At 60.9% G+C, this 23,985-nt stretch carries 24 protein-coding genes and 2 pseudogenes; 14 read left to right on the top strand and 12 right to left on the bottom strand.

Annotation, left to right across the window (positions count from 1 at the left end):
* Window positions 1-133 precede the first annotated feature (133 nt).
* The 3 genes and pseudogenes from BE0216_RS00500 to BE0216_RS00490 all read right to left on the bottom strand — a co-directional run.
* Entirely contained in the window at window positions 134-1,831 is a 1,698-nt protein-coding gene (locus BE0216_RS00500) for an NAD+ synthase (protein ID WP_094636394.1), read from the bottom strand.
* A 6-nt stretch (window positions 1,832-1,837) separates the two neighbouring features.
* Window positions 1,838-2,989, bottom strand: coding sequence for a M20 metallopeptidase family protein (locus BE0216_RS00495; RefSeq protein WP_094636395.1), 1,152 nt, complete (start codon window positions 2,987-2,989; stop codon window positions 1,838-1,840).
* Between the two features lie 35 nt (window positions 2,990-3,024).
* Window positions 3,025-3,144: pseudogene (locus BE0216_RS00490) on the bottom strand (ABC transporter permease); the annotation flags it as partial.
* A gap of 62 nt (window positions 3,145-3,206) precedes the next feature.
* Here BE0216_RS00490 and BE0216_RS00485 point away from each other — a divergent pair.
* The 8 genes from BE0216_RS00485 (at window position 3,207) to BE0216_RS11910 (ending at window position 9,794) form a co-directional block, all read left to right on the top strand.
* Window positions 3,207-4,010, top strand: a complete 804-nt coding sequence (locus BE0216_RS00485; RefSeq protein WP_094636396.1) for a Cof-type HAD-IIB family hydrolase — start codon at window positions 3,207-3,209, stop codon at window positions 4,008-4,010.
* A 125-nt stretch (window positions 4,011-4,135) separates the two neighbouring features.
* Window positions 4,136-4,687 (top strand): hypothetical protein, encoded by a 552-nt coding sequence (locus BE0216_RS00480; protein ID WP_143249276.1) that lies wholly within the window; start codon window positions 4,136-4,138, stop codon window positions 4,685-4,687.
* Window positions 4,688-4,869: 182 nt separating this feature from the next.
* The gene (locus BE0216_RS00475; RefSeq protein WP_094636398.1) at window positions 4,870-5,406 is read left to right on the top strand and encodes a peptidylprolyl isomerase; all 537 of its coding nucleotides are present in this window, start codon (window positions 4,870-4,872) and stop codon (window positions 5,404-5,406) included.
* A gap of 145 nt (window positions 5,407-5,551) precedes the next feature.
* The gene (locus tag BE0216_RS00470; RefSeq protein WP_226805657.1) at window positions 5,552-6,466 is read left to right on the top strand and encodes a LysR family transcriptional regulator; all 915 of its coding nucleotides are present in this window, start codon (window positions 5,552-5,554) and stop codon (window positions 6,464-6,466) included.
* A gap of 167 nt (window positions 6,467-6,633) precedes the next feature.
* Complete coding sequence (locus tag BE0216_RS00465) at window positions 6,634-7,638, top strand: aldo/keto reductase (protein ID WP_094636399.1); 1,005 nt, start codon at window positions 6,634-6,636, stop codon at window positions 7,636-7,638.
* Window positions 7,639-7,692: 54 nt separating this feature from the next.
* Window positions 7,693-8,091, top strand: a complete 399-nt coding sequence (locus BE0216_RS00460; RefSeq protein WP_094636400.1) for a cupin domain-containing protein — start codon at window positions 7,693-7,695, stop codon at window positions 8,089-8,091.
* A gap of 105 nt (window positions 8,092-8,196) precedes the next feature.
* Window positions 8,197-9,210, top strand: coding sequence for an aldo/keto reductase (locus BE0216_RS00455; RefSeq protein ID WP_094636401.1), 1,014 nt, complete (start codon window positions 8,197-8,199; stop codon window positions 9,208-9,210).
* On the top strand, window positions 9,207-9,794 hold the full coding sequence (locus BE0216_RS11910) for a cyclophilin-like fold protein (RefSeq protein WP_211279909.1): 588 nt from the start codon (window positions 9,207-9,209) through the stop codon (window positions 9,792-9,794). Before BE0216_RS00455 ends, BE0216_RS11910 begins: the two co-directional genes overlap by 4 nt.
* Window positions 9,795-10,095: 301 nt before the next feature.
* Here BE0216_RS11910 and BE0216_RS00445 read toward each other — a convergent pair whose 3' ends face one another.
* The 3 genes from BE0216_RS00445 to BE0216_RS00435 form a co-directional block, all read right to left on the bottom strand.
* Entirely contained in the window at window positions 10,096-11,319 is a 1,224-nt protein-coding gene (locus BE0216_RS00445; RefSeq protein WP_094636402.1) for a MalY/PatB family protein, read from the bottom strand.
* Window positions 11,320-11,564: 245 nt separating this feature from the next.
* Window positions 11,565-12,566 (bottom strand): DUF3737 family protein, encoded by a 1,002-nt coding sequence (locus BE0216_RS00440; RefSeq protein WP_094636404.1) that lies wholly within the window; start codon window positions 12,564-12,566, stop codon window positions 11,565-11,567.
* 85 nt (window positions 12,567-12,651) lie between these two features.
* A complete protein-coding gene (locus BE0216_RS00435; RefSeq protein WP_094636405.1) occupies window positions 12,652-13,548 on the bottom strand; it encodes a LysR family transcriptional regulator in 897 nt (298 codons plus the stop codon).
* Window positions 13,549-13,700: 152 nt separating this feature from the next.
* On the opposite strand from BE0216_RS00435, the gene BE0216_RS00430 reads away from it, so the two are divergent.
* From BE0216_RS00430 to BE0216_RS00415, 4 genes are all read left to right on the top strand, one after another.
* The gene (locus BE0216_RS00430) at window positions 13,701-15,176 is read left to right on the top strand and encodes an aldo/keto reductase (protein WP_094636406.1); all 1,476 of its coding nucleotides are present in this window, start codon (window positions 13,701-13,703) and stop codon (window positions 15,174-15,176) included.
* Window positions 15,177-15,249: 73 nt separating this feature from the next.
* The gene (locus tag BE0216_RS00425; protein WP_158217184.1) at window positions 15,250-16,089 is read left to right on the top strand and encodes an aldo/keto reductase; all 840 of its coding nucleotides are present in this window, start codon (window positions 15,250-15,252) and stop codon (window positions 16,087-16,089) included.
* A 36-nt stretch (window positions 16,090-16,125) separates the two neighbouring features.
* Window positions 16,126-17,511: an MFS transporter gene (locus BE0216_RS00420; protein ID WP_094636408.1), complete on the top strand. Its 1,386-nt coding sequence runs from the start codon at window positions 16,126-16,128 to the stop codon at window positions 17,509-17,511.
* A gap of 2 nt (window positions 17,512-17,513) precedes the next feature.
* Window positions 17,514-18,476: an aldo/keto reductase gene (locus tag BE0216_RS00415; RefSeq protein ID WP_094636409.1), complete on the top strand. Its 963-nt coding sequence runs from the start codon at window positions 17,514-17,516 to the stop codon at window positions 18,474-18,476.
* Window positions 18,477-18,588: 112 nt separating this feature from the next.
* Here the strand turns inward: BE0216_RS00415 and BE0216_RS11905 are convergent, their stop codons facing one another.
* From BE0216_RS11905 to BE0216_RS00400, 3 genes are all read right to left on the bottom strand, one after another.
* Window positions 18,589-19,101, bottom strand: coding sequence for a hypothetical protein (locus BE0216_RS11905; protein ID WP_226805656.1), 513 nt, complete (start codon window positions 19,099-19,101; stop codon window positions 18,589-18,591).
* Window positions 19,102-19,393: 292 nt separating this feature from the next.
* Complete coding sequence (locus tag BE0216_RS00405) at window positions 19,394-19,915, bottom strand: NAD(P)H-dependent oxidoreductase (RefSeq protein WP_094636410.1); 522 nt, start codon at window positions 19,913-19,915, stop codon at window positions 19,394-19,396.
* Between the two features lie 134 nt (window positions 19,916-20,049).
* Entirely contained in the window at window positions 20,050-20,532 is a 483-nt protein-coding gene (locus tag BE0216_RS00400; RefSeq protein WP_211279910.1) for a flavodoxin, read from the bottom strand.
* 305 nt (window positions 20,533-20,837) lie between these two features.
* Between BE0216_RS00400 and BE0216_RS00395 the strand changes: the two genes are divergently transcribed.
* Window positions 20,838-21,320 carry a MerR family transcriptional regulator gene (locus BE0216_RS00395; RefSeq protein WP_094636412.1) on the top strand — a complete coding sequence of 161 codons (483 nt, stop codon included), beginning with the start codon at window positions 20,838-20,840 and terminating at the stop codon, window positions 21,318-21,320.
* A gap of 145 nt (window positions 21,321-21,465) precedes the next feature.
* On the opposite strand, the gene BE0216_RS00390 is transcribed toward BE0216_RS00395, so the two are convergent.
* The 3 genes and pseudogenes from BE0216_RS00390 to BE0216_RS12285 all read right to left on the bottom strand — a co-directional run.
* On the bottom strand, window positions 21,466-21,672 hold the full coding sequence (locus BE0216_RS00390; RefSeq protein ID WP_072725392.1) for a DUF6199 family natural product biosynthesis protein: 207 nt from the start codon (window positions 21,670-21,672) through the stop codon (window positions 21,466-21,468).
* A gap of 394 nt (window positions 21,673-22,066) precedes the next feature.
* On the bottom strand, window positions 22,067-22,540 hold the full coding sequence (locus BE0216_RS00380) for a GNAT family N-acetyltransferase (RefSeq protein WP_094636413.1): 474 nt from the start codon (window positions 22,538-22,540) through the stop codon (window positions 22,067-22,069).
* Between the two features lie 24 nt (window positions 22,541-22,564).
* Window positions 22,565-22,681: pseudogene (locus BE0216_RS12285) on the bottom strand (helix-turn-helix domain-containing protein); the annotation flags it as partial.
* Window positions 22,682-23,081: 400 nt separating this feature from the next.
* Here BE0216_RS12285 and BE0216_RS00370 point away from each other — a divergent pair.
* Window positions 23,082-23,714, top strand: coding sequence for a flavodoxin (locus BE0216_RS00370; RefSeq protein WP_094636414.1), 633 nt, complete (start codon window positions 23,082-23,084; stop codon window positions 23,712-23,714).
* Window positions 23,715-23,985: the final 271 nt, after the last annotated feature.

The following is a 23,985-nucleotide window of genomic DNA, read 5'->3' as shown; positions in this document are numbered from 1 at the left end:
GAACCCATAAAACTCGCGTGAGCTATCTCACATTCCGTTATCGCTCACACCATCGTGGCTTCGCGCCATCGACGAAAACGCGATCGGGCCGCGTCCGCATATGCTTGCGGTCGTGGCCCGATCTCATGTCGCGCTATTCGCGGAAGGCGGTGGTGATGGGCAGGCGCCGGTCGCGTCCGAACGCCAGCGCCGTGACCTTCGGCCCGAGCGGATACTGGCGACGCTTCCATTCGGCGCGGTCCACCAGACGCATCACCGTGTCGACGGTCCGCTCGTCAAAACCGTCGGCCAACAGGTCGGCGCGGCCGTGCGCATGCTCGATGTAGGCGGCGAGCACCTGGTCGAGCAGCTCGTATTCCGGCAGCGAATCGGAGTCCTTCTGACCGGGGCGCAATTCGGCGCTCGGCGCCTTCTCGATCGAGCTGACGGGGATCATCACACCGCCGGCGAGTGGAATGCCGTGTTCCCCTGCCTCGTTGCCCACGATGTTCAGTCCGCCGATGCCGACGCCCGCAGCCGCCGCGCGGTTGCGCCAGCGGGCCAGTTCCCACACGCGGGTTTTGAGCAGATCCTTGATGGGCGCGTATCCGCCCACCGCGTCGCCGTAGATGGTGGAATACCCGCAGGCGAGCTCGGACTTGTTGCCTGTGGCGACGGCGAGCAGGCCTTTGGAGTTGGAATAGGCCATCACGATGACGCCGCGGATGCGCGCCTGTAGGTTTTCGGCCGCCACGCCCTCGAGTTCGAGCTGGTTCTGGAAGGCGACGAACAGCGGTTCTATGGGCTGCACATCGTAATGCGCACCGATGTTCGCGGCCAGATCGGCCGCGTCGTCCTTGGAACCGTCGGAGGAGTACATACTCGGCATGGAGATGCCCCACACGTTCTCGCCACCCACCGCGTCGGCGGCCATCGCGGCGACGAGCGCGGAGTCGATGCCTCCGGATAGGCCGAGGGTCACACCGGTGAAGCGGTTCTTGGCCATATAGTCCTTCAATCCCAGCACACAGGCGGTGTACACCTCCTCGTCCGGGTCCAGATCGGGCGCGACGCGGACCCGCTCCTGATGTTCCAGGGCGGTGTCGAGCGTCCAGCAGGCCAGATCCTCCATGAACATCGGGGAACGCTGCAGCAGCGCGCCGTCGCGGTCGACGACGAAGCTGCCGCCGTCGAACACGAGGTCGTCCTGGCCTCCGACCTGGTTCACGTAGATCACCGGCGCGCCCACCTCGGCCGCGCGGCGCTGCACCAGCGCGCAGCGGGTCTGTGTTTTGCCCTCCTCATAAGGGCTGCCGTTGATGGTGACGAGCGCGTCGATGCCGCGGCCGGCGAGATCGGCCACCGGGCCGCCGTCCTGCCAGATGTCCTCGCAGATGGCCACGCCGAGGCGCGCGCCGTCCACGTCGAGCACCATGGCTCGATCCCCCGCCGAGAAGATGCGGAATTCGTCGAACACACCGTAATTGGGTAGGAAATGCTTGTCGTATCCGGCCCACACCACGCCGTCGTGCAGCACCACCAGACGGTTGCGCGGCTTGTCGTTCGCGCGGTCGGTGCCCACCGTGCCCACGACCACGAACAGGGCGCCGAGCCCTTCGGCGGCGAGATCGGCGGCGAGCGCGTTGGCCTTGTCCCACGCGGCCTGTCGGAAGGTGGCGCGCAGGGCGAGGTCTTCGATGGGATATCCGGTGAGCGTCATTTCGGGGAATACGACGACTTTCGCGTCCATCCCCGCGGCCTGACGTGCCCTGTCGAGCACTTTGGCGGCGTTGGCGTCGAGGTCTCCGACGCAGGTGTCGATCTGGGCGAGTGCGAAACGAATCTGAGTCATGTTCCTTTAGTGTAGTTCCTTCAGCACGCGCAGCGCGGCGTTGACGTAGAAGTTCACGAATGTGGGGATCGACTCGTCCAATCCCACGAAATGGGGGCTGTGCCAGTCGGGGCAGCCTTCGATGCCGTTCGAGCCGACGAACGCGAACACCGGCAGCGTGACCTTCGTGTATTCGCAGAAGTCCTCTCCCGCCATGGAGGGGCGGATGGGCTCGAGCTGGGCGTAGTCGCTGACCTCGGAGGCAAGGGCCATCGCCAGATCGGGGTCGGAGGCGAGCGGGTCCTGGAAGTCGTCCCAGTCCACGTCGGCCCGGATGCCGTATGCGGCCGCGGTCTGCTCCGCGACGGTGCGGAACCGCCGGCCGACCAGCTCGCCGTCTTCCTTGTGGAAGTATCGCACCGTGCCTTGGAAGCCGGCTTCGGCGGGGACCACGTTCCACACGTGTCCGCCGTGCACTTCGGTGATGGACAGGACCAGCGGATGGAACGGCGAGACGTTGCGGCTTACGATGGTCTGCAGGCTCAGAATCATGGAGGCGAGCGCCTCGATCGGGCCGGTGCCCTTGTGCGGATATCCGGCGTGCGTGCCCTCGGCGTGCAGGGTGACGTTGAACCGCACGCAGCCGGCCATCATGGGTTCGGCGCCGATGGCGATCTGTCCGGGAGCGTAGTTCGGGTTGTTGTGCGTGCCGATGATCGCGTCGACGCCGTCGAGCAGACCCGCCTCGATCATGGCTTTCGCGCCGAGACCGGTCTCTTCGGCGGGTTGGAACACGATCAGTATCGATCCGGAGAAGCGGTCTCGGTGGGCGGCCAGCCAGAAGGCCGCGCCCAGCAGTCCGGTCATATGCAGGTCGTGCCCGCATCCGTGCATCACGCCTGTGTTTTCGGATTGGAAGTCGAGGGCGGAGTCCTCTTCGATGGGCAGTCCGTCGATGTCGGCGCGCAGGGCGACGCGCGGGCCCGGTCCCGCGGCGCCTTCGATGAGCGCGACCACACCGGTCTCCATCGGATTGTCGAGGATTTCGATGCCATGGTCCGCAAGCTGGCGTTCCAGATAGACGGTGGTCTCGAATTCGCGGAAGCTCCGCTCGGGGTGGGCGTGCAGGTGGTGGCGGATGGCGATCAGCTCTTCGTCGATCTCGATATGTTCGGTCATGATTCCATCCTAGTGAACCCGTGGCGCGGACGCCGCTACCGTTGGCGTTTGAGCAGGTGTTTGGCGATCGCGTTGGCGAGTCCCTGCACCACCTGCACGAGCAGGATCATGATGATCACGGCCGTCCAGGTGACGGTCGGGTCGAATTTCCGGTATCTGTTTCGGTCTTCGGCACGCACGACAATGGTTTCGGATATACAGACGGGAGGCTCCGACGATGGCATCGCATGACATCAAGGCCGTATTCTTCGATATCGACGGCACACTCACCAGCTTCACCACCCATGAGGTGCCCGTCTCCACCATCGACGCGCTGCATCGGTTGCAAAGCAGCGGTGTCAAGGTGTTCGTCTGCACGGGGCGCGCTCCCTCGCATATGGGTGTCGTGCTCGACACGATTCCCGTCGCGTTCGACGGCATCGTCGGCCTCAACGGACAATACTGCTTCGACGACCACGGCTATCGCGAATACCAGACGTTGGCGCCGGGCGACGTGCGCACGATCACCGCATGGCTTGACGCGCATCCGGATGTGGTGGCGAACTATTGCGAGGAGGACTACGTCTACTTCAACCAGATCACCGACGCGATGCGCGCGACCTGGCGCAAGCTCGGCAAAACCGCACCGACCACGCATATCGGAGACCCGCACGTGCGGCCCGAAACGCATGAGACGTTCCAGATCAGTCCCTTCGTCGACGAGGCTCTCGAAGACGAGATCATCGGCCTGTGCGGAAACGTCAAAGGCGTGCGTTGGCATCCCGACTTCACCGATCTGATTCCAGCGGACGGCGGCAAGCCGCGCGGCATGCAACGGTTCATGGAACGATACGGATGGAGCCGTGAACAGACGATGGCTTTCGGCGACGGCGGCAACGACACGGAGATGCTCGCGTTCGCCGGCGTCGGCGTGGCGATGGGCAACGCCACGGAAGCGCCGAAGGCGGCCGCCGACTATGTGACCGACGACGTCGACCACGACGGCATCCTCAACGCGCTCACCCATTTCGGCGTACTCTAGCCCGAGCGCGCCACTGTCGAGTTCTCCCCTTACCGCATCCTTGTGGGGGTGTGACGCAGCTCATACGCCTGTGACTGGAAATACGCTGGTGGCACTGCGTAGAATTGGTGGGCATGAACAACACAATGACGCGTATCATAGCCACCTCCATCACCGCCATTGCCGCGCTCACTTTGGTGGGCGGATGTACCAGCAGCGCCGACCAGCAGATCCTCAACAAGCTCGATTCCATGCAGCAGGAGATCGACGATCTGAAGAACAGCCAGACCGGCGGCTCATCCGGCACGACGGGCTCGACCGATGGTTCCGGATCATCCAATGATTCGTCCAGCGGTACCGGATCGTCCGACACCCAATCCTCAACAAACACCGACGATTTCGAAGCCACCATAACCGATTTGGAACAGCAGGCCGCCTCCGCGGTCGAAACCGCAGGCAACGTCTCCGTTCCCTCGAATCTCGCGGACCGTCCGAAGGCGTATATCGACGCCAAAGCGCCGCTTGAACAGATCGAATTGCAGGTCGATTCAGTCGAGGACCAGATCGAAGCCGCCGTGCGTAGTGGCGCGATCGACCGTCAGACGTATTTCACGCTCGACACCCGTCTCGATGCGATCGACGATTCCCTCGACCGGGCCAGCGACTCCCTCGAACTGCGCATGGGCGTAGACGACTGATCCAACAGCGTCAATCCAGACATGCATAGATGACACGCGCAACGGTAACGATGCACGTGTCATCGCCCACCTGATATGGCATCACGACAACGACGTCAGGCACCCGACGCCTCCAACGCCTGACGCATAGCCGACATCGCATCCTTCACCTACGGTCTGACGGGCGTGCGAAACTAGTGCGCATGACTACAGTTATCATGCGCACCTCTGAGGGCGACATCACCATCAACCTGTTCGACGAGAAGACCCCGGAGACGGTGGCGAACTTCCTCGGCCTCGCCACCGGCGAGAAGGAGTGGACCGACCCGATGAGCGGCCAGACCTCCCACGAGAAGTTCTACGACGGCCTGGGCTTCCACCGCATCATCAAGGACTTCATGATCCAGGGTGGCTGCCCGCTCGGCAACGGCACCGGCGGCCCCGGTTACAATTTCGACGACGAGATCGTCGCCGACCTGAAGTTCGACAAGCCGTATCTGCTGGCCATGGCGAACGCCGGCCTGCGCCGCGGCATGGACGGCCAGATCCACGGCACCAACGGCTCGCAGTTCTTCATCACCACCGTGCCGACCCCGTGGCTCGACGGCCACCACACGATCTTCGGCGAGGTCGCGGATGACGAATCCAAGGCCGTGGTCGACAAGCTCGAAGCCGTCGCCACCGATCCGATGGACCGCCCGCTCGAGCCGGCGATGATCATCTCGGTCGACGTGCAGTAGGCGCACGCGGCAAGCGGCACAGCAAGATACGACAAGTCCGGCGGAACCTGATCACCGTCGGTCCAATAGCGAAAAGGGCGGCTCCCAGGCCGTCCTTTTGCTATATGCTGAAAACCACACCACCCAACACGAGGAACGGACAGCCATGACCGAAATCATCCCTCCCGCCAAGCCCGCGAAATCACCGCTGGACCTGCATGTGCTGCGCTACTTCCTCGCCGTGGCAGAAGAGCGCAACATCACCTGGGCTGCCGAACTACTGCAGGTCTCGCAGCCGACGCTCTCCCGCCAACTACGCAAGTTGGAGGACGATCTGGGCGTCGTCCTGTTCCATCGGGGATCCAAAACCATCGACCTGACAGCCGAAGGCCACCTGCTCTACGAGCGTGCGCAGACGCTGATCGCACTGGCCGACAAAACCGAGCGCGAGCTGCGCGATTCGCAGGGCAACCTCACCGGCAACATCGCCATCGGATGCGCGGAATCCCGCAGTATGACGTATCTGTCGCGCCGCATCGCCGCATTCCGCAAACTGCATCCCCTTATCCGTTTCGACATCCGCACGCTGACCGCCGATCTCACACAGGAGCGTCTGGAGCAGGGATTGTTGGACTTGGGACTGATGAGCGAGCCGGTGGCGGTGGACCGATACGACTATGTGCGCACGCATGTCACCGACCGATGGGGCATTCTCATGCGCAACGACGATCCACTGGCGCAGCACACCACGATCCGCCCGCAGGATCTGGAAGGGGCGACGATGATTCTCCCCTATCGTGCCGAGGTGCAGCGCGAGGTGATGAACTGGCTGGGAGATTACGCCAACAGCATCACCCTCGCCGCCACATTCAACTTCGGCACAAACGCGGTGACGATGATGCGCAACGGCGTGGGCATGGTGTTCGGCATCGACCTCGGCGTCATCGACGACGGTCTGCGATTCCGCCCGCTCTCCCCAAAAATGGAGACCGGCGCGGTAATCGCATGGAAGAAGGGCCAGTCGATGAGCCCGGCCGCGGCCGCGTTCGTCGAATTCCTGCGCGCCGACGAACCCGCATAATCCGCATAGGCCTGTCTCGCACTTGCCATGGCCTCGCGTTCGCACAGTCTCGTCGCGATAGCCGAAACGCATGGCGGCGTATGTCGTTTGCTTATTGGCGGCATGGGCGCGCACGGTGTTCAATGATGATGACATCGCAGTAACGAACATTCGACAAGCGAGGCATCATGCGCACACGCACTCTGGGAGCCAACGGTCTGGAGGTTTCGGCCATCGGACTGGGCTGCATGGGATTCACGATGAGCTGGCCGCCGTTCCTGCCGCATGACGAGTCCATCTCGACGATTCGCAAGGCGCACGACGAGGGCGTCACGTTCTTCGACACCGCCGAGGTCTATGGCCCGTTCACCAACGAGGAGCTGGTCGGCGAGGCATTGGAGCCCTTCCGCGACGAGGTCGTCATCGCCACGAAATTCGGATTCGACCTGCACAGCAACGAGCTCGATCCTTCCGGCCGTGTGCAGACGCTCGACAGCCGTCCCGAAACCATCCGCGCCGCGGTGGAGGGATCACTCAAGCGCCTGCGCACCGATCGCATCGATCTGCTGTATCAGCATCGCGTCGATCCGAACGTACCGATCGAAGAGGTGGCCGGCACCGTGCAGGACCTCATCCGCGAAGGCAAGGTGCTGGGATGGGGACTGTCAGAGGCCGGAGTGTGCACCATCAAACGCGCGCACGCCGTATGCCCGCTGACCGCCGTGCAAAGCGAATACTCGATGTGGTGGCGCAAACCCGAGGAGCAGCTGTTGGACGTTCTGGAGGCGCTGGGAGTCGGATTCGTGCCGTTCAGCCCGCTCGGCAAAGCCATGCTCACGGGACGTTTCGATCGCGGGGCGAGGTTCGCGGACGACGACTACCGCAGCAAGATCCCACGCTTCTCCCCCAAGAATCTGGAGCACAACGTGGCGTTGGCCGAATACGTGCGTTCGCTCGCCGAAGCGAAGGGCACCACGCCGGCGCGCATCGCCTTGGCCTGGCTGCTCGCGCAGAAGCCTTGGATCGTGCCGATCCCCGGCACCAAACATGTGGACCGCCTTGAAGACAACATCGGCGCTGCGGACGTGGAGTTCACCGCGGCCGAGCTGGCCGATATCCGCACGCATCTCGAAGCCTTCGAGGTGAGAGGCGCGCGATATCCGGAGCTTCAGGAAAGCCTGACCAACCGGTAGCCTCGGCCGTCCGCACACACGAGCCAACCAAAACCAACAATCAAGGAGATAATCATGGAGAATCCCAGCAGCTTTCCGATCGGCGAGCCGAACAACGCCTTCGCGCAGTACTTCATCGGCCAGAGCTATCTCGCGCCGCTGATCGACGCGCCCGAAATCGGCGTGCACAACGTCACCTTCGAGCCCGGCTGCCGCAACAACTGGCATATCCACCACGGCTCCCCGCAGATCCTCATCGCGGTGGGCGGACGCGGCTACTACCAGTTCGACGGCGAGGACGCGCATGAGCTCAAGCCCGGCGAAGCGGTCTACGTGCCCGCCGGCACCAAGCACTGGCATGGCGCGGCCCCGAACGAGGCCTTCGCGCACATCGCGATCATGCTGCCCGGCGAGAACGTCTCGACCGAATGGCTGGAGGCCGTGGAAGACGACGAATATCTTACGCTGAAATAAGTCGAACGCGATCCGTTCTTCAAGCCGCTGCGACGGTTCGGACGCCAGCAGCGGCTTTCTTTGTTTCACCGTCGCAACCGACCGTCCGATAAGGAGAAGAGCAACATGGACTATGTGAGACTCGGCAATTCTGACCTGATGGTTTCCAGAATCTGCATGGGCTGCATGGGCTTCGGCAACGCGTCGCAGGGCCAGCACAGCTGGACGTTGGACGAGGAGCGTTCCCGCGAGATCATCAAGCGTGGATTGGATCTCGGCGTGAACTTCTTCGACACTGCGATCGCCTACCAGAACGGCACCAGCGAACAATATCTCGGACGCGCCCTGCGTGACTTCGCCAAACGTGACGAGGTCGTCGTCGCCACGAAGTTCACGCCCCGCACCGAAGCCGAGATTCAAGACGGCGTCACCGGACAGCAGCATGTCGAGCGCATGATCAACGCAAGCCTGACGAATCTCGGACTCGACTATGTGGATCTGTACATCTGCCATATGTGGGATTACGGGACACCGATCAACGAGATCCTCGAAGGGCTCGACTCGGTGGTGAAGGCCGGCAAGGCGCGCTATATCGGTATCTCCAACTGTTTCGCGTGGCAGTTGGCGCAGGCCAACGCCATCGCCCAGCAGAACGGCTGGCCCCGATTCGTCTCCGTGCAAGGCCACTACAATCTCATCTTCCGCGAGGAGGAACGCGAGATGGCGCCCTTCTGCTCGCAGGAGAACATCGCCATGACGCCCTACAGCGCGCTGGCGAGCGGACGTCTGGCCCGCAGGCCCGGCGATTCCTCCAAGCGTTTGGAAGAGGACAGCTACGCCAAATCCAAATACGATCTGACCGCCGAACAGGATGGCGAGATCATCGCCAGAGTCGAGCGGCTCGCCCAAAAGCACGACGTCTCGATGACCGAGGTCTCCCTGGCATGGCTGCTGACCAAGGTCACGGCGCCCGTCGTCGGCGCGACCAAACTCCACCACATCGAAACCGCGGTGAAGGCCGTTGAGCTTTCCCTGTCGGATGAGGAGATCGCATATCTGGAAGAGCCGTACGTCCCGCACCGTCTCGTGGGCGTTATGGCGCAAAACACCGCGACGACGAAACCAAGGAGCCGCTCATGACACAAGACGAATATTCGACCGATTCCCGACGACGGACCGCGGCGGTATGCGGCGCGCTGCTGGCGGCCATGCTGCTGCTCGGCGCGTGCGGTGCCGCGCAGACGTCGGATGGCTCGTCAGACACGAACACCGGTGGCGGGGCATCCTCATCATCTCCCGCGCAGGATTCCACCACGTCAACGGACGATTCCACAACCACCCAGGAGGAAGACGAAACCATGCATAACGACACGACCACAGCCCAACGCATCAGCGTCCAAGACGAGAACGGAACCACCGTCGTATTCGAGCTGAACGACAGTTCCGCGGCGACTGATCTGCTCGGCCAACTGCCGATGACCGTCGCGGTCGAGAATTTCAGCACCAATGAGAAGATCTTCTATCCGGACGCGTTGGACGTCTCCGACACTCCGCTGGCGAGCGTCGCGGTCGGAACGCTGGCCTACTACGAGCCGTGGGGCGATGTCGTCATGTTCTATGGCTCGTACAACGCCAACAGCGCCCTGTACGAGCTCGGCCACGTGGTGTCCGGCGGCGACGCCATCACCAATCTCTCCGGCACCATCACCATCGCCGCCGAATAGCCGGCGAAACCACAATGCCTTTCCCAACCCTGTATCAATAGCTATCTGCGTTAGCGGTAGTGGAAATGGCAGTCTGCGGAGGTCGATCTGCGTTAGCGGTAGTGCCCTTACAGGCCGACAGCGTGTATGAGCCGCGGAATACCAGGCTTGCTAGATGGGATAGGGCCGATAGGGCACTACCGCTAACGCAGATCGACCATTGCAGACCCGAAAATCCACTACCGCTAACGCAGATAGCATGCCAAGCAGTGCAATGTTCAGCAATCTTCCCTAGCACCCGCTTTGGTTTTCTCAGTTCCGGTCAGCCTTGCCTTCGCTCGGCGACGTAGGCGTTGACGCCGCGGACGAAACGCTCGAGCGCATCGCACACTCGTTCGAGGGGACACGCGACGTTCAGCCGCAGGAACCGCGCGCCGTCGCCATGGTATTGGCCGCCGGCCGTGAGCAGCAGGCCTGTCGTGCGCTGCAGATAATCGCCCAGATCCTCGGTGTCCCGCCCGCCTATGGCATCCAGCACATCCACGCAGTCCAACCACAGCAGGTAGGTGGCCTCCCCCGGCACCACGCGCACGCCCGCGCCTTCAGGCAGCGCCGGCCAATGCGTGGGATCGTGCAGATAGTCGGTGACCACGCGGCGGTTCTCCGCCAGATACGCGCGCAGTTCCTCCAGCCAAGACTCTCCTTGGGTGAATGCGGCCACGGCGGCGGGAATGGCGAACGCACCCGGCTCCCCCACCTCGTCGGTGTTGATGCCGCGCCAGACGCGGTGCCGCAGGGTCGGATCCGGCACGACGACCGCGGCCGTGTGCAGGCCGGCCAGGTTGAAGGTTTTCGTCGGTGCCACGCAGGTGACCGAGTTGTCGCGGCAATGCGCGCTGACGGAGGCGAACGGCGTGTATTCGACGCCGGGCATGGTCAGGTCGCAGTGGATCTCGTCGGAGACGACGATGACATGGTGTTTCCACGCGAGTTCGCCGATACGCTCCAACGTGTCTTTCTCCCACACGATGCCGATGGGATTGTGCGGGTTGCACAGCAGCATCAGCGAGGTCTGCGGGTTGGCGAGCTTGCGTTCCAGATCGACGAAATCGATGCCGTAGCGCATGGTCGCCTCGTCGTAGACGAGCGGGCATTCGATCGGGTTGCGGCCGTTGTTGAGAATCGAATTGAAGAAGATGTCGTAGACGGGCGTCATGACCAGCACGTTCTCGGCCGGAGTGGTGAGTTTGCGTACGATGCTGGAGATCGCGGGCACCACACCGGTGGAGAACACCAGCCATTCCTCGTCGAATCGGAATCCGTGCCGGCGTTCCCACCAGTTGGCGATGGCATGCCGCCATTGTGCGGTTTCGGTCGCATAGCCGAACACGCCTCGGTCCAGTTCGCGTTGCAGGGCCTCGCGGATCTCAGGCGCGGTGGCGAAGTCCATATCCGCCACCCACATGGGCAGTTCGGCGTTGTATTCGTCCCATTTAAGCGATCCGGTGCCGCGTCGGTCGATCAGAGTGTCGAAATCGTAGGTCATACCTTCTCCTATAGCACAAGAGATCCCTCGGCTCCGCTCGGGATGACGAAAAACGGAAAACACACCCCGCACGGGATGACGGAAAAGACCACACAAATCGCTTGGAACATCGAAAGACACTCCTCGTCATCCTGAGCGGAGGGCGCAGCCCGCAGTCGAAGGATCTCCTCTCCGTCATCCCAGACGAAGCCGAAGCCCTTCGCCATCCTGAGCGGAGCGAAGCGAGGCGCAAGGATCTCTATTGTTTAGAACGATGCGGGCTTGGTGTCGCTGCGTGATTCGATGGCATCGCAGACGATGCGGGTGGCGGACACGTCCACCTCGTTGGGGTTCATGGTCAGCTCGCCGATCCTTTCGGCGCGGATCACGCCGCCCGACGGGTTGAGCACGCTGTCGATGGCGCCGTCGACCTGCACGTCCACGGTGGAGTATTCGAAGGCGAGCGTGGTGTTGAGCAGGCGGCAGTCGCGCATCACGAGATTGTCGATGTAGCACATGCCCTGCAGGCTTTCGATGGTGCAGTTGACCAGGGTGATGTTCTTCGAGTTCCAGCCGAAGTATTCGCCGGAGATGAAGGAGTCGTAGACGGTGATGTTCTCGGCGTTCCAGAAGGCGTCTTTGGAGAGCATTCGCGCGTTGTGCACCTCCACGTTCTTCGCTCCGTCGAAGGAGTAGTTGCCCACCAGCGTGAACCCGTCGATGGTCATGTTCTCGCAGTTCATGGCGAAGTAGTCGCCTTTGGCGCTCACCTGGTTCATGACGACGTTGCGGCAATGCCACAGCGTTTCGGCCGCGTTCGGGAACTGCACGTTCGTCAGCCGCACGCCGTCGGCGCGGCGGAAGTTCTTCGGCGCCTCGATGACGCTGTTCTCCACGGTGATGTTGTTCGTGTACCACACGCCGGCGCGGGCCATCTCGAACCAGGTGCAGTCCTTGGCGACGATGTTCTCGCAGTACCACAGCGGGTACTTCCATTTGAACATGCCGCCGATGATCTCCAGATCGCGCGCGTGCTTGAGCGGCGATTCGCCGTCGGCGAACGTCGAGTCGACGATGCGCTGATTCGATGCCCGGAACATCGCGCGTTCGCCGGTGAGCACCTGCTGGCACACATCCGCGGACTCGCGGTGGTGCTCATGTTCGTTCAACTGTCGCTTCGCCAGACACGCGCATTCCGCCGCGCCGTCGCCCGCCGCGGAGGAATCAAGATTCTTCAATGAGGCCGCGTTTGATGCCGTTACGCCCATGATGCCGTCCTTCCTGTCGTATTACCGGCATTCAATCACCATCATGGGCACATATCAAATACCTATCCGCGATGCCCCTCCATGCTCAATCGTTATGGAAGAGCGGGCCGGCGGTGCGCATCGCTTCGACGAACCGTTCGACGATGGGGGCGGGTTTCAACGGATAGACGATGCCGTAGGGCACGGTATAGCGCCATTCGCAGGGAACCGTGACCAATGAGGGATGCAGCTCCGACCAGATCTGGACGCTGACCATCAGACCGCCCAGGGCCTCGACCTGGTTGAACACATCGGTGCCGTAACTGGGCACGCTGTGGATGCGAATGCCGGGATGATTCGTTTCGATCTCGTCACGCAGCTCGTCGATATAGCTGGTGTCGCCCCTGCGAATCATGATCAGCGTCTGCCCGTCGAGATCATCGAAGGTCAGGCGGCGCTTATAGGCCAGAGGATGGTTCCGGGCCATCGCGCAGCACAGCGGCAGATCGGCGAGATGCAGCGCCTGACAGCGATTGTTCCACAACGTCGAGGGATATATTCCGGCGATGACGTCGATTCCCTCGCCAAGCGCGTCAAGCACGGCGAGCAGGGATTCGTCATTGAAGGGAACGACGCTCAACGAGATGTCCTGATACCGCCGGCTGACCGTCGACCAGACGTCCACCAGCGTTTTGCAGGGGCGCAATTGCGATGTGCCGATGCGGATGGACCGCCCGCTCAAGCGTTCGATGTCTTTGGCGGCCCGCACGGCCTGCTCGGATATGCCGATGATGCGTTTGGCGTCGCGGTAGATGCTGCGTCCGGCGTCGGTCAGTTCGATGCCCTGCCGGCTGCGGACGAACAGGGTGATGCCAAGTCTCGATTCCAGCAGATTGATCTGTTTGATCAGCGCGTTGGTCGAGATGTACAGCCGCTGCGCCGCCTGGGAGAAGCTTCCGCAGTCGGCGGCCATCAGAAATCCGTCCAGATGCTTGTCGTACATACGCCACCTCACCACACCACATCAGCGTATGAACCTTTCAGTTCACACACTGATAGCATATCGCGACCACAGGCGCGGCGTTGCCGAATCCGCGCCGCCATATAACTGAACCCGTCACCCCACGAAGCCACTCCACAGGAAAGGAGACGCGGATGATACGCAAAACATTGACCTGCATGCTCGCATGCGTCATGGGACTCACCATGGCTGGATGCTCGGACGGTTCCGAAGGCGAAAGTTCTTCGACCGTCGCCGACGGCACCATCAACGCCACACTGCCCGATACATCGGCAACCGCAACCCCGTTGGTGGTCTACTACTCGTATTCCGGCAACACCAGGCGCATCGCGCAGCGTCTTGCCACCATCATCGACGCGGACTCATATGAGATTCGAACCGTCGACGCCTATCCGGAGGATCCCCACGACACCGCCGAAGTCTCCCAACAGGAGCGGAACAGCGGCGATCTGCCCGAACTCGTGGACGATCTGCCCGACTTGGAGGCATACGACACCATATACATCGGCGGCCCCATTTGGAACGGATATGTGGCGACTCCGCTGGAACGCTATCTTGAAAGCACCGACTTCTCCGGCAAAACCGTGGTTCCGTTCAGCACCAGCATGGGATCCGGCCAGAGCGGATACCTCGACGATTTCAACGAACGCGTGCGCGACCCCGAGGCCATCGGATCGTATACGGATATCGAATTCCCTGGCAACGGCGATCCGGACGCGTTCACCGACGAGCAGATCGACGAACTGCTGTCCGACTGGCTCGACGACAACGACGCACGCCCACATGCCGTCGCCGATGTCACGTTGAACAGCGGATACACCATGCCGATGCTGGGACTCGGCACCTGGACGCTGTCGGACGACGAGGCGGAGGACTGCGTGTACCACACGCTCGAGGACGGATACCGACTGGTGGACACCGCCCAGTATTACGGCAACGAGGCGGGTGTAGGCAGGGGCGTGCGCAAGGCGATCGCCGACGGCATCGTCACCCGCGACGAGGTGTTCGTGACCACCAAGATCATGCCCGGTACCTATGCGGACCCGGACGGCGCAATCCAGGAGTCGCTGGACAGGCTGAATCTGGAATATATCGACCTGTTGCTGCTGCACCAGCCCGGATCGCACGACGAAGAGGTGTACCGCGGCATGGAAAGGGCCGTGGACGAAGGTGTGGTGCGTTCGATCGGCATCTCCAACTATTACACGCAGGAAGCGGTGGACGAGGTGCTGTCGTTCGCGCGCATCACACCTGCGGTGATCCAGAACGAGCACCACATCTACAACCAGGACGACACCCTGCAGCGGTATGTGAGCCAATATGGCATCGCCATGGAAGGCTGGTATCCGTTCGGCGGCCGTGGCCACACGTCGGAAAGCTTCAACAACGAAACCATCATGGCTTTGGCCGACGAATACGGCAAGACCTCCGCCCAGATCATTCTCCGCTGGCAGCTGCAGACCGGTTTCATCGCCATTCCGGGCTCGAGCAACCCCGATCATATCGCCGAGAACCACGACATCTTCGACTTCGAGCTCACGGACGAGGACATGCGCTCCATCGGGGCCATCGACGAGGGTCTTCGCTACGAGGAGGCCTGGCACGACTGACCGCGCTGGGCACCTCCCCATGCCCGCAATCATTTTCGAAAACGCAACGGACAGCACACCTAAGGAGCACACTATGGAAACCATCACATTGAACAACGGCGTGACCATGCCGGCCCTCGGCTTGGGGGTCTTCCAGATGCGAGATCACAACCAATGCGAGCGCACCGTCGCCACGGCGCTGGAATTGGGATACCGGCTCATCGACACGGCGCAGAGCTACGGCAACGAGGCCGCCGTGGGCAACGCGATCTCACGCAGCGGCATCCCGCGCGACGAACTGTTCGTCACCACGAAGCTCAAAGTCGCGAATCTGACCTACGACCGGGCGCGAACCTCCCTCCTCGAATCATTGCACGTCATGCGGTTGGACTATGTGGATCTGCTGCTGATCCACCATCCCTACAACGACGTCTTCGGCGCGTGGCGGGCCATGCGGGAGCTGCGCGACGAAGGATTCGTGCGGGCCATCGGTGTTTCGAACTTCCCGCCGGACCGTTTGGAGGATCTGGTGCTGCATGGCGGCGAGACGCCGCAGCTCATGCAGATCGAGATGCATCCGTTCAACCAGCAGCACCCTTCGATGGAGCTGATGCGCCGGCACAACATCCGTCCCGAGGCATGGGGGCCGCTGGCGCAGGGCAAATTCGGCATCTTCGACAATCCCACGCTTATGGGCATCGCCGACGAACACGAAAAGACGGTGGCGCAGGTCGTATTGCGCTGGCTGTTGCAACGCGGCGTGACCGTCATCCCCAAAACCGTGCACGAGGAACGCCTCAGGGAGAATCTGGACGTATTCGATTTCACGCTGCGCGACGACGAGATGCTCGCCATCAACGCGCTCGACCAGAACTTAACCGTCACGCCGCAGATGCGAGAACCGTTCTGGATCGACAATCTCAGCTCGTTCTAGCCCAACCAACCACCCATCATTACCCGATTTCGCATTATGATCCCATCGCAAACATCCGGCCGAAGTCTCGACCGCCACGCCCCCACGGCCCTGCTGACCACGTTGCTCGCGTCCACCGCGTTCTTCCTGACCTCGATGGACGCGCTGATCATCAACGTGGCGCTGCCATCCATCACCCATGATCTGGGCGGAGGCATCGCCGCCCAACAGTGGGTGGTGGACGGATACACCATCCCGTTCGCCTCCCTGCTGCTGCTCGCGGGCAATCTCTCCGGCCGCTTCGGTTCTCGAAACGTATTCGCCTGCGGCACCGCGCTGTTCGCCGCCAGCTCGCTGCTGTGCGCCGTCGCCCCCACCATGGCCGTACTGATCGCGGGACGCGCAGTGTTGGGAGCCGCAGGCGCGATGATGCTGCCCACCTCGATGTCGATGATCAACGAGGCCTACCGCGAACCTCTGGCCCGTACGAAGGCGCTCGGCATCTGGAGCGCGGGAGGGGCCGCCGCGTCCGCCTGCGGCCCGCTGCTGGGCGGCCTGCTCACCACCATCCATTGGAGTCTGATCTTCGCCATCAACATTCCGTTCTGTCTGATGGTCCTCGCTCTGGTCGGACGGGTGCCTGACTCGCCGAGGCGTTCCACCTCCTTCGACTGGATGGGCCAGGGGCTTTCCATCATCGCGCTGGTGTGCCTGATCGCGGGCATCATCGAAGGCGGGACGCTGGGCTACTCGTCCGCCGAGATGCTGGCTCTGTTCGCCGCCGCGGTCATCGCATTGGCCCTGTTCTTCCGCGTTCAACGCCGCTCATCCCATCCGATGATGCCGCTGCGCATGTTCGCCTCGCCGAGACTACGCATCGCGCTGGTGCTTGGTTTCGTGCAGATCTGGAATTGGAACGCGGTGATATTCCTCGCCACGTTGGTCCTGCAGCAGGGATGCGGATTGTCCCCGTTCGTCAGCGGCCTGGCGTTCATTCCCGGCGCGCTCGCCGCTCTGGCAGGCAATCTCGGCAGCGGCGCGATGGTGAGGCATATCGGTGGACGCAATGCGATTCTCGTCGGCCTGTCAATCATGCTGGTCGGCTACGGCGTGATGGTTCCGCTCACCGACCGTTTCGGATTCTGGACCGTATGCGCGCTGATCGTCGTCTGCGGCATCGGCGGGTCCACCACCATGCCGCCGACCTCGAATCTGGCGCTCTCCTCCGCCGATCCGGAGCTGGCGGGCATCGTCAGCGGCGTGTTCAACACCGTACGGCAGGTCGGAGGGGCCATAGGAGTCGCGGTCGTCGGAGCGTTCATCGCCGTCAACGGCACCGATCTGGCCACTGCGACTCGCTGGTTCTTCATCGAAGCGACGCTGGCGGTCGCTCTCTCCATCTTCTGCGCATGGCATATATCATCATCAACCAAGGAGGCATAACCATGAGAACAATGCAATTGGCGCGTTTGAATGTATCGGCCATCGGCATGGGCTGTATGGGATTCAGCCACGGCTACGGCGAGCCGACGGAGCACGACGAGGCGATCCGTCTCATGCGATACGCCCACGAGCGGGGCTGCACGTTCTTCGACACGGCCGCATCCTATGCGGCGGGACGCAACGAATCGCTGGTGGGCGAGGCGTTGGCGCCGATCCGTGACGAAATCGTGCTGGCGACGAAAATCCATATTCCCGAAGACGACGAGCGTCCGGTCTACGACGTACTCAAGGAACGCCTGACGGCGTCGCTGAAACGGCTGCGCACGGATCATGTCGACCTGTACTACCAGCATCGGGTCAACCGCGGCATCCCCGTCGAGGATGTGGCCGAGGCCATGGGCCGGCTTATCGACGAGGGGCTCACGCTCGGCTGGGGCCAGTCGCAGCCCACCGAAAGCGAGGTGCGGCGCGCCCATGCCGTGACGCCGATGACCGCCATGCAATGCGAGTTCTCCATGATGGAGCGTTCGTTCGAGAAGTCGGTTATTCCCGCATGCCGCGAACTAGGCATCGGCGTGGTCGCCTTCTCCCCCATGGCCAGCGGGTTTCTGTCCGGCAAATACGCGACGGACGCCGTCTACACCGGCGATGACGTGCGGCGGGTCATCACCCGCTTCGCGCCGGAGAACATGGCCGCCAACCAACCTGTGTTGGATCTGCTCAGAGAATACGCGGCGGCCAAGGGCGCCACGCCCGCGCAGATCGCCCTCGCCTGGATCCTCGCCAAAGGCATCGTGCCGATTCCCGGCATGCGGCGGATCTCACGCATTGACGAGAATCTTGGCGCCGCGGCGGTATCGCTCACCGACGACGAATATCGTCGGATCGAAGAGTCGCTCTCCCGGCTGACCATCCATGGCGACCGCACGGACGAGGACATCGCCAAGCTCAAAACCATGCGTTGATCCAACAACGCAGAATGGGTGTGCGGGAACATACTCCTGCACACCCATCTTTCAAGAATCGTCACGCCCGCTCACGCCATGCAGACGGCGCGGAAGCGGGCGCGGCGCGCCATCAGGCGGACACGGACGCCGCGGCCATGCGCGCTTCCGCGACGGGCTCGTTCCAGCGGGCGGCGTCGCCGATCATGTGCACGATCTTGCCGGCCAGCGGGGCCACGATAAGCATCTGGATCGGCAGGGCGATGGTGAAGTTGTAGGGGAACATTTCAAAGAAGCCGACGACCGCGGCACCGGTGAATCCGAAGGCCATGATCGCGCCGAAAATCGTCATGAACACGGTCATAAGCACCACCATGAGGAATTTGACGGTGATGCCCTTCCAGACCAGACGGTCCTCCTCCTTGCAGAACATGCCCGCCAGCTTGCGCGAGCTCGGCGTGCAGATGCCCAGATCGCAGATCATGCCCACCACGTAGGCGAGTGGGAAGTTGAACACGGCGTAGCTCCAGGCGGCCGCGCCCACGTCGCCGGTGCGCACGCCATAGTTGAGTGCGGCCATCACGTAGATCATGATCGCGGACATGATGAAGCTGAAGAGGATGCCTTCTTTGCCGTTACGGGGCATGGTTCGAGAATTCCTTTCGTTATGGTTTCCGGCCCCTCTTGATGCAAAGCAAGGGGGCGCATAACGAAAGCCCGCGGAATGCGGCAATCATAATGGCGACTTCCTGGCAAACGGGTCGAACCGTCGTGTCGGGGGCCGCTTGCAACGTGTTACTTTAGCAGACCCGTCGACCACGTAAGCCCCTTTCGGGCGTGTCTTTCCGCGTCGAAGCCATACGAAAAAACGGCTTGGAAGAAGGCTTTCCAAGCCGTTTTGAGTTCTTTCGCAGGGTTGGTATCCCGCGGCCGGCAGACTATCGAGCCAACGCCTGCGCGTACCGGCCGGCGGCCGCCTCCAGCTCGTCGTCGGAAAGGTTCAGCGTGCCCGTCAGAATGAAGGGATCCAGCCAGGTCATGCCGATGTGGTTGGCGGTCGCGCGCATGGGGGCAAGCAGTTCGGACACGGTGATGCCGAACTCGCCGTCCTTCGTGTACTTCTCGCCGGCGCCGCCCGCGCTGACGGCGACCATCAGCTCCTTGCCGTGCAGCTTGTCGCCGGTGGAGCCGTACGCCCACCCGTATTCCAGCACGTCGTCCTGCCACTGCTTGAGCAGCGCGGGCGAGCTGTACCAGTAGAACGGGAACTGCCAAACGATGCGCTCATGGTCCTCGACCAAGCGCTGTTCGGCCTTCACGTCGATGGCGAAGTCCGGGTAGAGCGTGTACTCGTCGCGCACGGTCACGTCGGCCATGCCTCGCGTCGCCTCCAACAGACGGCGGTTGACCCGCGACTCGTTCATATTCGGATGGAATGTCAGAATCAGCGTGTTCGCCATACTCGTGTCCTTTCCAGATTCTTGTCACAAGTCCCCTCATGCTAAGTCAGGAGGCCGCGCGTCACCAATGCCAAGCCGACAGCGAAACCCATGCCTTTGGGGAATGACGCCGCCCGGCAATCATGCGATGGCCGTCAGATTCCCAGCGATTCGACCCACTTGCGCACGTCATTGTCGGACACGGAGGATTGGAAGCGGTGGCCGGGACGCCAGTCGCCCGCGTCGGCGAGCGCGGCGAGACGGGTGTCGCTGTCTCCTAGCGGCGAGCTGGAGGACGTGCAGAACGGGATCACCGTCTTGCCGGCGAAGTCGTTGTCGGTGACGAATCCGTTGACGGGCCATGCGGCGATGCCCCACCAGATCGGATATCCGATAAGCACGGTGTCGTAGGAGTCCCAGTCCGGCACGGCCGCGCTGTCCAGCGGGGTTTCGCGCAGCGTCGGGTCGTCGTGTTCGCGCACGACGCGGCTGTTGGCGTCACGCCAGTCCAGGTCGGCATCCGTGTAGGGTTCGGCCGGGGTGATTTCGAACAGGTCGGCACCGGTCGCGTCGGCGATGGTTTCAGCCACGCGCTTGGTGTATCCTTCGGCGGAATAGTAGGCCACAAGTGTTGTCATGATGCTCCTTCTTTGGATGGATGGACGGGTTGGCACCGACATTACTCTCCGGTAGTTGCTACCGGTCAAATCGGGACGTGCCTGGGGAAGAGATCCTTGCGCCTCGCTGTGCTCCGCTCAGGATGACGGGTGGCGGAATCTGGAAGACGCCGAATCCCATCCGGGAATCTCCACGCCGTCGCTCAGGGTGATGTTGTTCACATGAAGCCCTAGGTCGATTGTTGTTGTCGTGTTATCGTTGACCATAGTGGCCGGTAGCGGCTACCGGTCAAATCGGCGACACGCCGTTGCGGAAGGATGCGACGATGTATTCGATGAAAGAGGCCTGCAAACTCGTCAACATGAGCTACGAGACGCTGAAGTTCTACTGCAAGGCGGGGCTGGTGCCTAACGTGCGACGGGACGAGAACAACCGCCGCGTGTTCGACGACAAGAACATCGCGTGGATCGGCGCCCTCAACTGTCTGCGCGCCTGCGGCATGGGAACCGCGGAAATGAAGGAATACCTCGACCTGTGCCTGCAAGGTGAGTCCTCGATCCCCGAACGCAAGCAGATTCTGGAGGCAAAGCGGCAGATTCTCGAACAACGCATGGCCGAGATCCAGCGCAGCATCGACTACATCGACGCCAAGCAGGAGTTCTACGACGGCGTGCTCGAAGGACGCACCAAGTACTACAGCAACCTCATCGAGGTCGACGACCCGGATGCCACGATGCCCGATGAGCTCGCCGCGTTCAACGAGCCGGAGCTCCCCGCCGAACGGCACCTCGTCGGAGCCTTGCGGTGATGCGTTTCATATGGGGCAATGAGATCCTTGCGCCTCGCTACGCTCCGCTCAGGCTGACGAAGGATGCTACGCTCCTCAGTGCGACGAAGGATACCGCGCTTGAGGGCGGATTCCAGTGGCGGCTGTTATCTGTCCCAAATCATATTCAAGAAAAGAACAACAAGATGATATCGCCAGCCAAACCCACCAAAATAAACATGGCTCCACCAAATCTTGTCGAGATAATAAATAGCTGGGAGGGCTCAGCATAACCGTCATTTTTCCAACCCTGGGTGATTTCATAGAAGGATTTCGGTTCAATGACCATAAGAAGTCCGATGGCAATCAGCACAAGGCCTAAAACAATGTACATTATCTCACCTTGAACTTCCGATTTTTGATTTGCCTGCCCTTACGGCAATCATAAAATATATCTGAGGTCTTTTCAACTCTTTTCTTGATTACATCCTCTTAGCCATGCGCTGAAAGAAAAACTGGAAGCGGTCGAAAATTTCAAGGGCAGTCGGGATGAAAAGATGATCGTTCTTTACTGCAAGCAGCTTGGCATCAACTATAAAAATCTGTCAGACGAAGAATTTCGTTAGCTGATTCGGATTCCCAAAAAGGCAAAGAAAACGGGAACGCCTATCAGCCAGAGGAAAAGGTAAAGAAAAACCGCTGTCGCATGGTGGGCAGACTTCCTTGTAGCAGCGGTTTATGCTGTGCTTATTCAGTTAAAATTCAAACCAACAAACTGAAATTTAATGTTACAAATTTATAGCCATAATATATTCTTCACTATTTTCATCAACAACAGTAAATCCAGCTTTCTTATACATTTTTACAGCGTAATTACTCTTCTGAACAGATAAAGAAATTTTCGAATAACCAGCTAATCTTTCTACTGACAATAGTTGTTTCAATAATGAAGTTCCGATTCCTAATCCTCTGTATTCTTTATAGATAGACATAGCAAGTGATGGGGTATCATTATCAATATGTCCATAATCATTCATTATTCTAACCCAAATAGCTCCTACCACATTCTCTTGAATTTCTGCAACTAAGGCTTTATCATGTTTTCGTTTTCCAAAGTCAATGATATATTCTTGTAATTCAGGACAACCTATTATGGATTTAGGTGGAGCTTCAATACCGTCTGGAATATAAATCGCTTCGTATAAAAAATTGTCTAACAAACAATATTCTTCATTTCTCATTTCTCGTATTACATACTCCATCTGCTCACCTCAAATTCCGATTTGTCACTTTGTTACTTCTGCGGCAGCTTCGTCCCGCTCCAACTCAATTACATCCAAAATGCCACAACTCAGGGTTTCACAGATACGAGCCAGCGTTTCCATGCTGATGTTTTTGCCTTTCCCATGTTGGTAATCATATTCGCGGTCAGACCGGCAGCAAGCCGTAAGTCCTCTTTCCTCATGTCACGCTCAACCAACATGCGCCAGAGGAGTTTATAGCTTATGCGCATTTATCCTCCTACCTTTCTCCCGATTCCGGGTTCCTACTCCTATTACATCAAGGTTCTTGCTATTCCAGAAACATTTCTTGACACAACCGCCGGTTCCGTCTGGATTGTGCCTTTCCTTTCTTTTCTTGATTACGTCCACTTAGCCATGAGCTGCGTCATCCCGAGCGGAGGGCGAAGCCCAGAGTCGAAGGATCTTTCGCTCAGAGCGTGTCGCGAATTTGACCGGTAGCGGTTACCGGATTTTAGGGTCGAATCATCCACCGCAACCGACCTTTAGGAGGATGAACCCCATGAAGAAAATCGCAGCGGCGGCCATGAGCATCGTACTCGCCGCCAGTCTCGCCGCCTGCGGAGGAACCTCGCAGTCCGACGCGCAGGATTCCGATACTTCCCAGTCCGATTTGTCGATGACCACCGACACTCCCACCACCAGCGGCGACGGATCGACGCTTGTGGTCTACTACTCGGCCCAAGGCCATACGGAGGAAGTGGCGAATGTCGTCGCGGACGCCGCCGGTGCCGATGTCTTCGTGATCACCCCGTCCGAGCCATACACGGACGACGATCTCAACTGGACGAACGACAACAGCCGCGTCTCCATCGAACATGACAATCCCGACCAGCGCGACGTGGAATTGACGACCACCGATGTGCCCAACTGGGACTCCTACGACACCGTGTTCATCGGCTATCCAATCTGGTGGGCCGTCGCCGCATGGCCGGTCAACGGCTTCGTCGAGGCGAACGACTTCACCGGCAAGACGGTGATTCCGTTCTGCACCTCCACCAGCTCGGGGCTCGGATCGAGCGCCACTCAACTGGCCGAACTCACCGGCACCGGCGACTGGCAGGAAGGCCAGCGCTTCTCGTCCAACGCATCCGAATCGGATGTCCAGAACTGGGTCGCCAGCCTGAATCTGTAACCCTGAATCCGTAACAGAGACGGCCCATCCAGCGTGGATGGGCCATCAGTATGTGTCGTCTCGTCCACGCTAAAGAAGGGCGATGCTGATAGGGCCATCCGCTATGTCGCCGCCGTATGGAGCTATGCGCATTGCGTATGGGTGTTTGCCGAAGCCTCACGCGCCGCCCGCATGCGGGCGCATAGCATGAACCCATAACGAACGGAATCGGCCGGCCCGCGCAGCGCGCTTGCGCCACGTGTCACCGGCGGAACAGCGGAAACGCGGCGAA

The organism is Bifidobacterium eulemuris (assembly GCF_014898155.1).
In the GTDB taxonomy this organism is placed as follows: Bacteria; Actinomycetota; Actinomycetes; order Actinomycetales; family Bifidobacteriaceae; genus Bifidobacterium; species Bifidobacterium eulemuris.
Note: the sequence above shows the minus strand (reverse complement) of the source record. Positions and strands in the feature narration are given on the sequence as shown.

Excerpts from the sequence above, each read along its gene's own strand:
- BE0216_RS00500 (WP_094636394.1), bottom strand. The coding sequence starts at position 1,831 with ATGACTCAGATTCGTTTCGCACTCGCCCAGATCGACACCTGCGTCGGA.
- BE0216_RS00495 (WP_094636395.1), bottom strand. The coding sequence starts at position 2,989 with ATGACCGAACATATCGAGATCGACGAAGAGCTGATCGCCATCCGCCAC.
- BE0216_RS00485 (WP_094636396.1), top strand. The coding sequence starts at position 3,207 with ATGGCATCGCATGACATCAAGGCCGTATTCTTCGATATCGACGGCACA.
- BE0216_RS00480 (WP_143249276.1), top strand. The coding sequence starts at position 4,136 with ATGACGCGTATCATAGCCACCTCCATCACCGCCATTGCCGCGCTCACT.
- BE0216_RS00475 (WP_094636398.1), top strand. The coding sequence starts at position 4,870 with ATGACTACAGTTATCATGCGCACCTCTGAGGGCGACATCACCATCAAC.
- BE0216_RS00470 (WP_226805657.1), top strand. The coding sequence starts at position 5,552 with ATGACCGAAATCATCCCTCCCGCCAAGCCCGCGAAATCACCGCTGGAC.
- BE0216_RS00465 (WP_094636399.1), top strand. The coding sequence starts at position 6,634 with ATGCGCACACGCACTCTGGGAGCCAACGGTCTGGAGGTTTCGGCCATC.
- BE0216_RS00460 (WP_094636400.1), top strand. The coding sequence starts at position 7,693 with ATGGAGAATCCCAGCAGCTTTCCGATCGGCGAGCCGAACAACGCCTTC.
- BE0216_RS00455 (WP_094636401.1), top strand. The coding sequence starts at position 8,197 with ATGGACTATGTGAGACTCGGCAATTCTGACCTGATGGTTTCCAGAATC.
- BE0216_RS11910 (WP_211279909.1), top strand. The coding sequence starts at position 9,207 with ATGACACAAGACGAATATTCGACCGATTCCCGACGACGGACCGCGGCG.
- BE0216_RS00445 (WP_094636402.1), bottom strand. The coding sequence starts at position 11,319 with ATGACCTACGATTTCGACACTCTGATCGACCGACGCGGCACCGGATCG.
- BE0216_RS00440 (WP_094636404.1), bottom strand. The coding sequence starts at position 12,566 with ATGGGCGTAACGGCATCAAACGCGGCCTCATTGAAGAATCTTGATTCC.
- BE0216_RS00435 (WP_094636405.1), bottom strand. The coding sequence starts at position 13,548 with ATGTACGACAAGCATCTGGACGGATTTCTGATGGCCGCCGACTGCGGA.
- BE0216_RS00430 (WP_094636406.1), top strand. The coding sequence starts at position 13,701 with ATGATACGCAAAACATTGACCTGCATGCTCGCATGCGTCATGGGACTC.
- BE0216_RS00425 (WP_158217184.1), top strand. The coding sequence starts at position 15,250 with ATGGAAACCATCACATTGAACAACGGCGTGACCATGCCGGCCCTCGGC.
- BE0216_RS00420 (WP_094636408.1), top strand. The coding sequence starts at position 16,126 with ATGATCCCATCGCAAACATCCGGCCGAAGTCTCGACCGCCACGCCCCC.
- BE0216_RS00415 (WP_094636409.1), top strand. The coding sequence starts at position 17,514 with ATGAGAACAATGCAATTGGCGCGTTTGAATGTATCGGCCATCGGCATG.
- BE0216_RS11905 (WP_226805656.1), bottom strand. The coding sequence starts at position 19,101 with ATGCCCCGTAACGGCAAAGAAGGCATCCTCTTCAGCTTCATCATGTCC.
- BE0216_RS00405 (WP_094636410.1), bottom strand. The coding sequence starts at position 19,915 with ATGGCGAACACGCTGATTCTGACATTCCATCCGAATATGAACGAGTCG.
- BE0216_RS00400 (WP_211279910.1), bottom strand. The coding sequence starts at position 20,532 with ATGACAACACTTGTGGCCTACTATTCCGCCGAAGGATACACCAAGCGC.
- BE0216_RS00395 (WP_094636412.1), top strand. The coding sequence starts at position 20,838 with ATGTATTCGATGAAAGAGGCCTGCAAACTCGTCAACATGAGCTACGAG.
- BE0216_RS00390 (WP_072725392.1), bottom strand. The coding sequence starts at position 21,672 with ATGTACATTGTTTTAGGCCTTGTGCTGATTGCCATCGGACTTCTTATG.
- BE0216_RS00380 (WP_094636413.1), bottom strand. The coding sequence starts at position 22,540 with ATGGAGTATGTAATACGAGAAATGAGAAATGAAGAATATTGTTTGTTA.
- BE0216_RS00370 (WP_094636414.1), top strand. The coding sequence starts at position 23,082 with ATGAAGAAAATCGCAGCGGCGGCCATGAGCATCGTACTCGCCGCCAGT.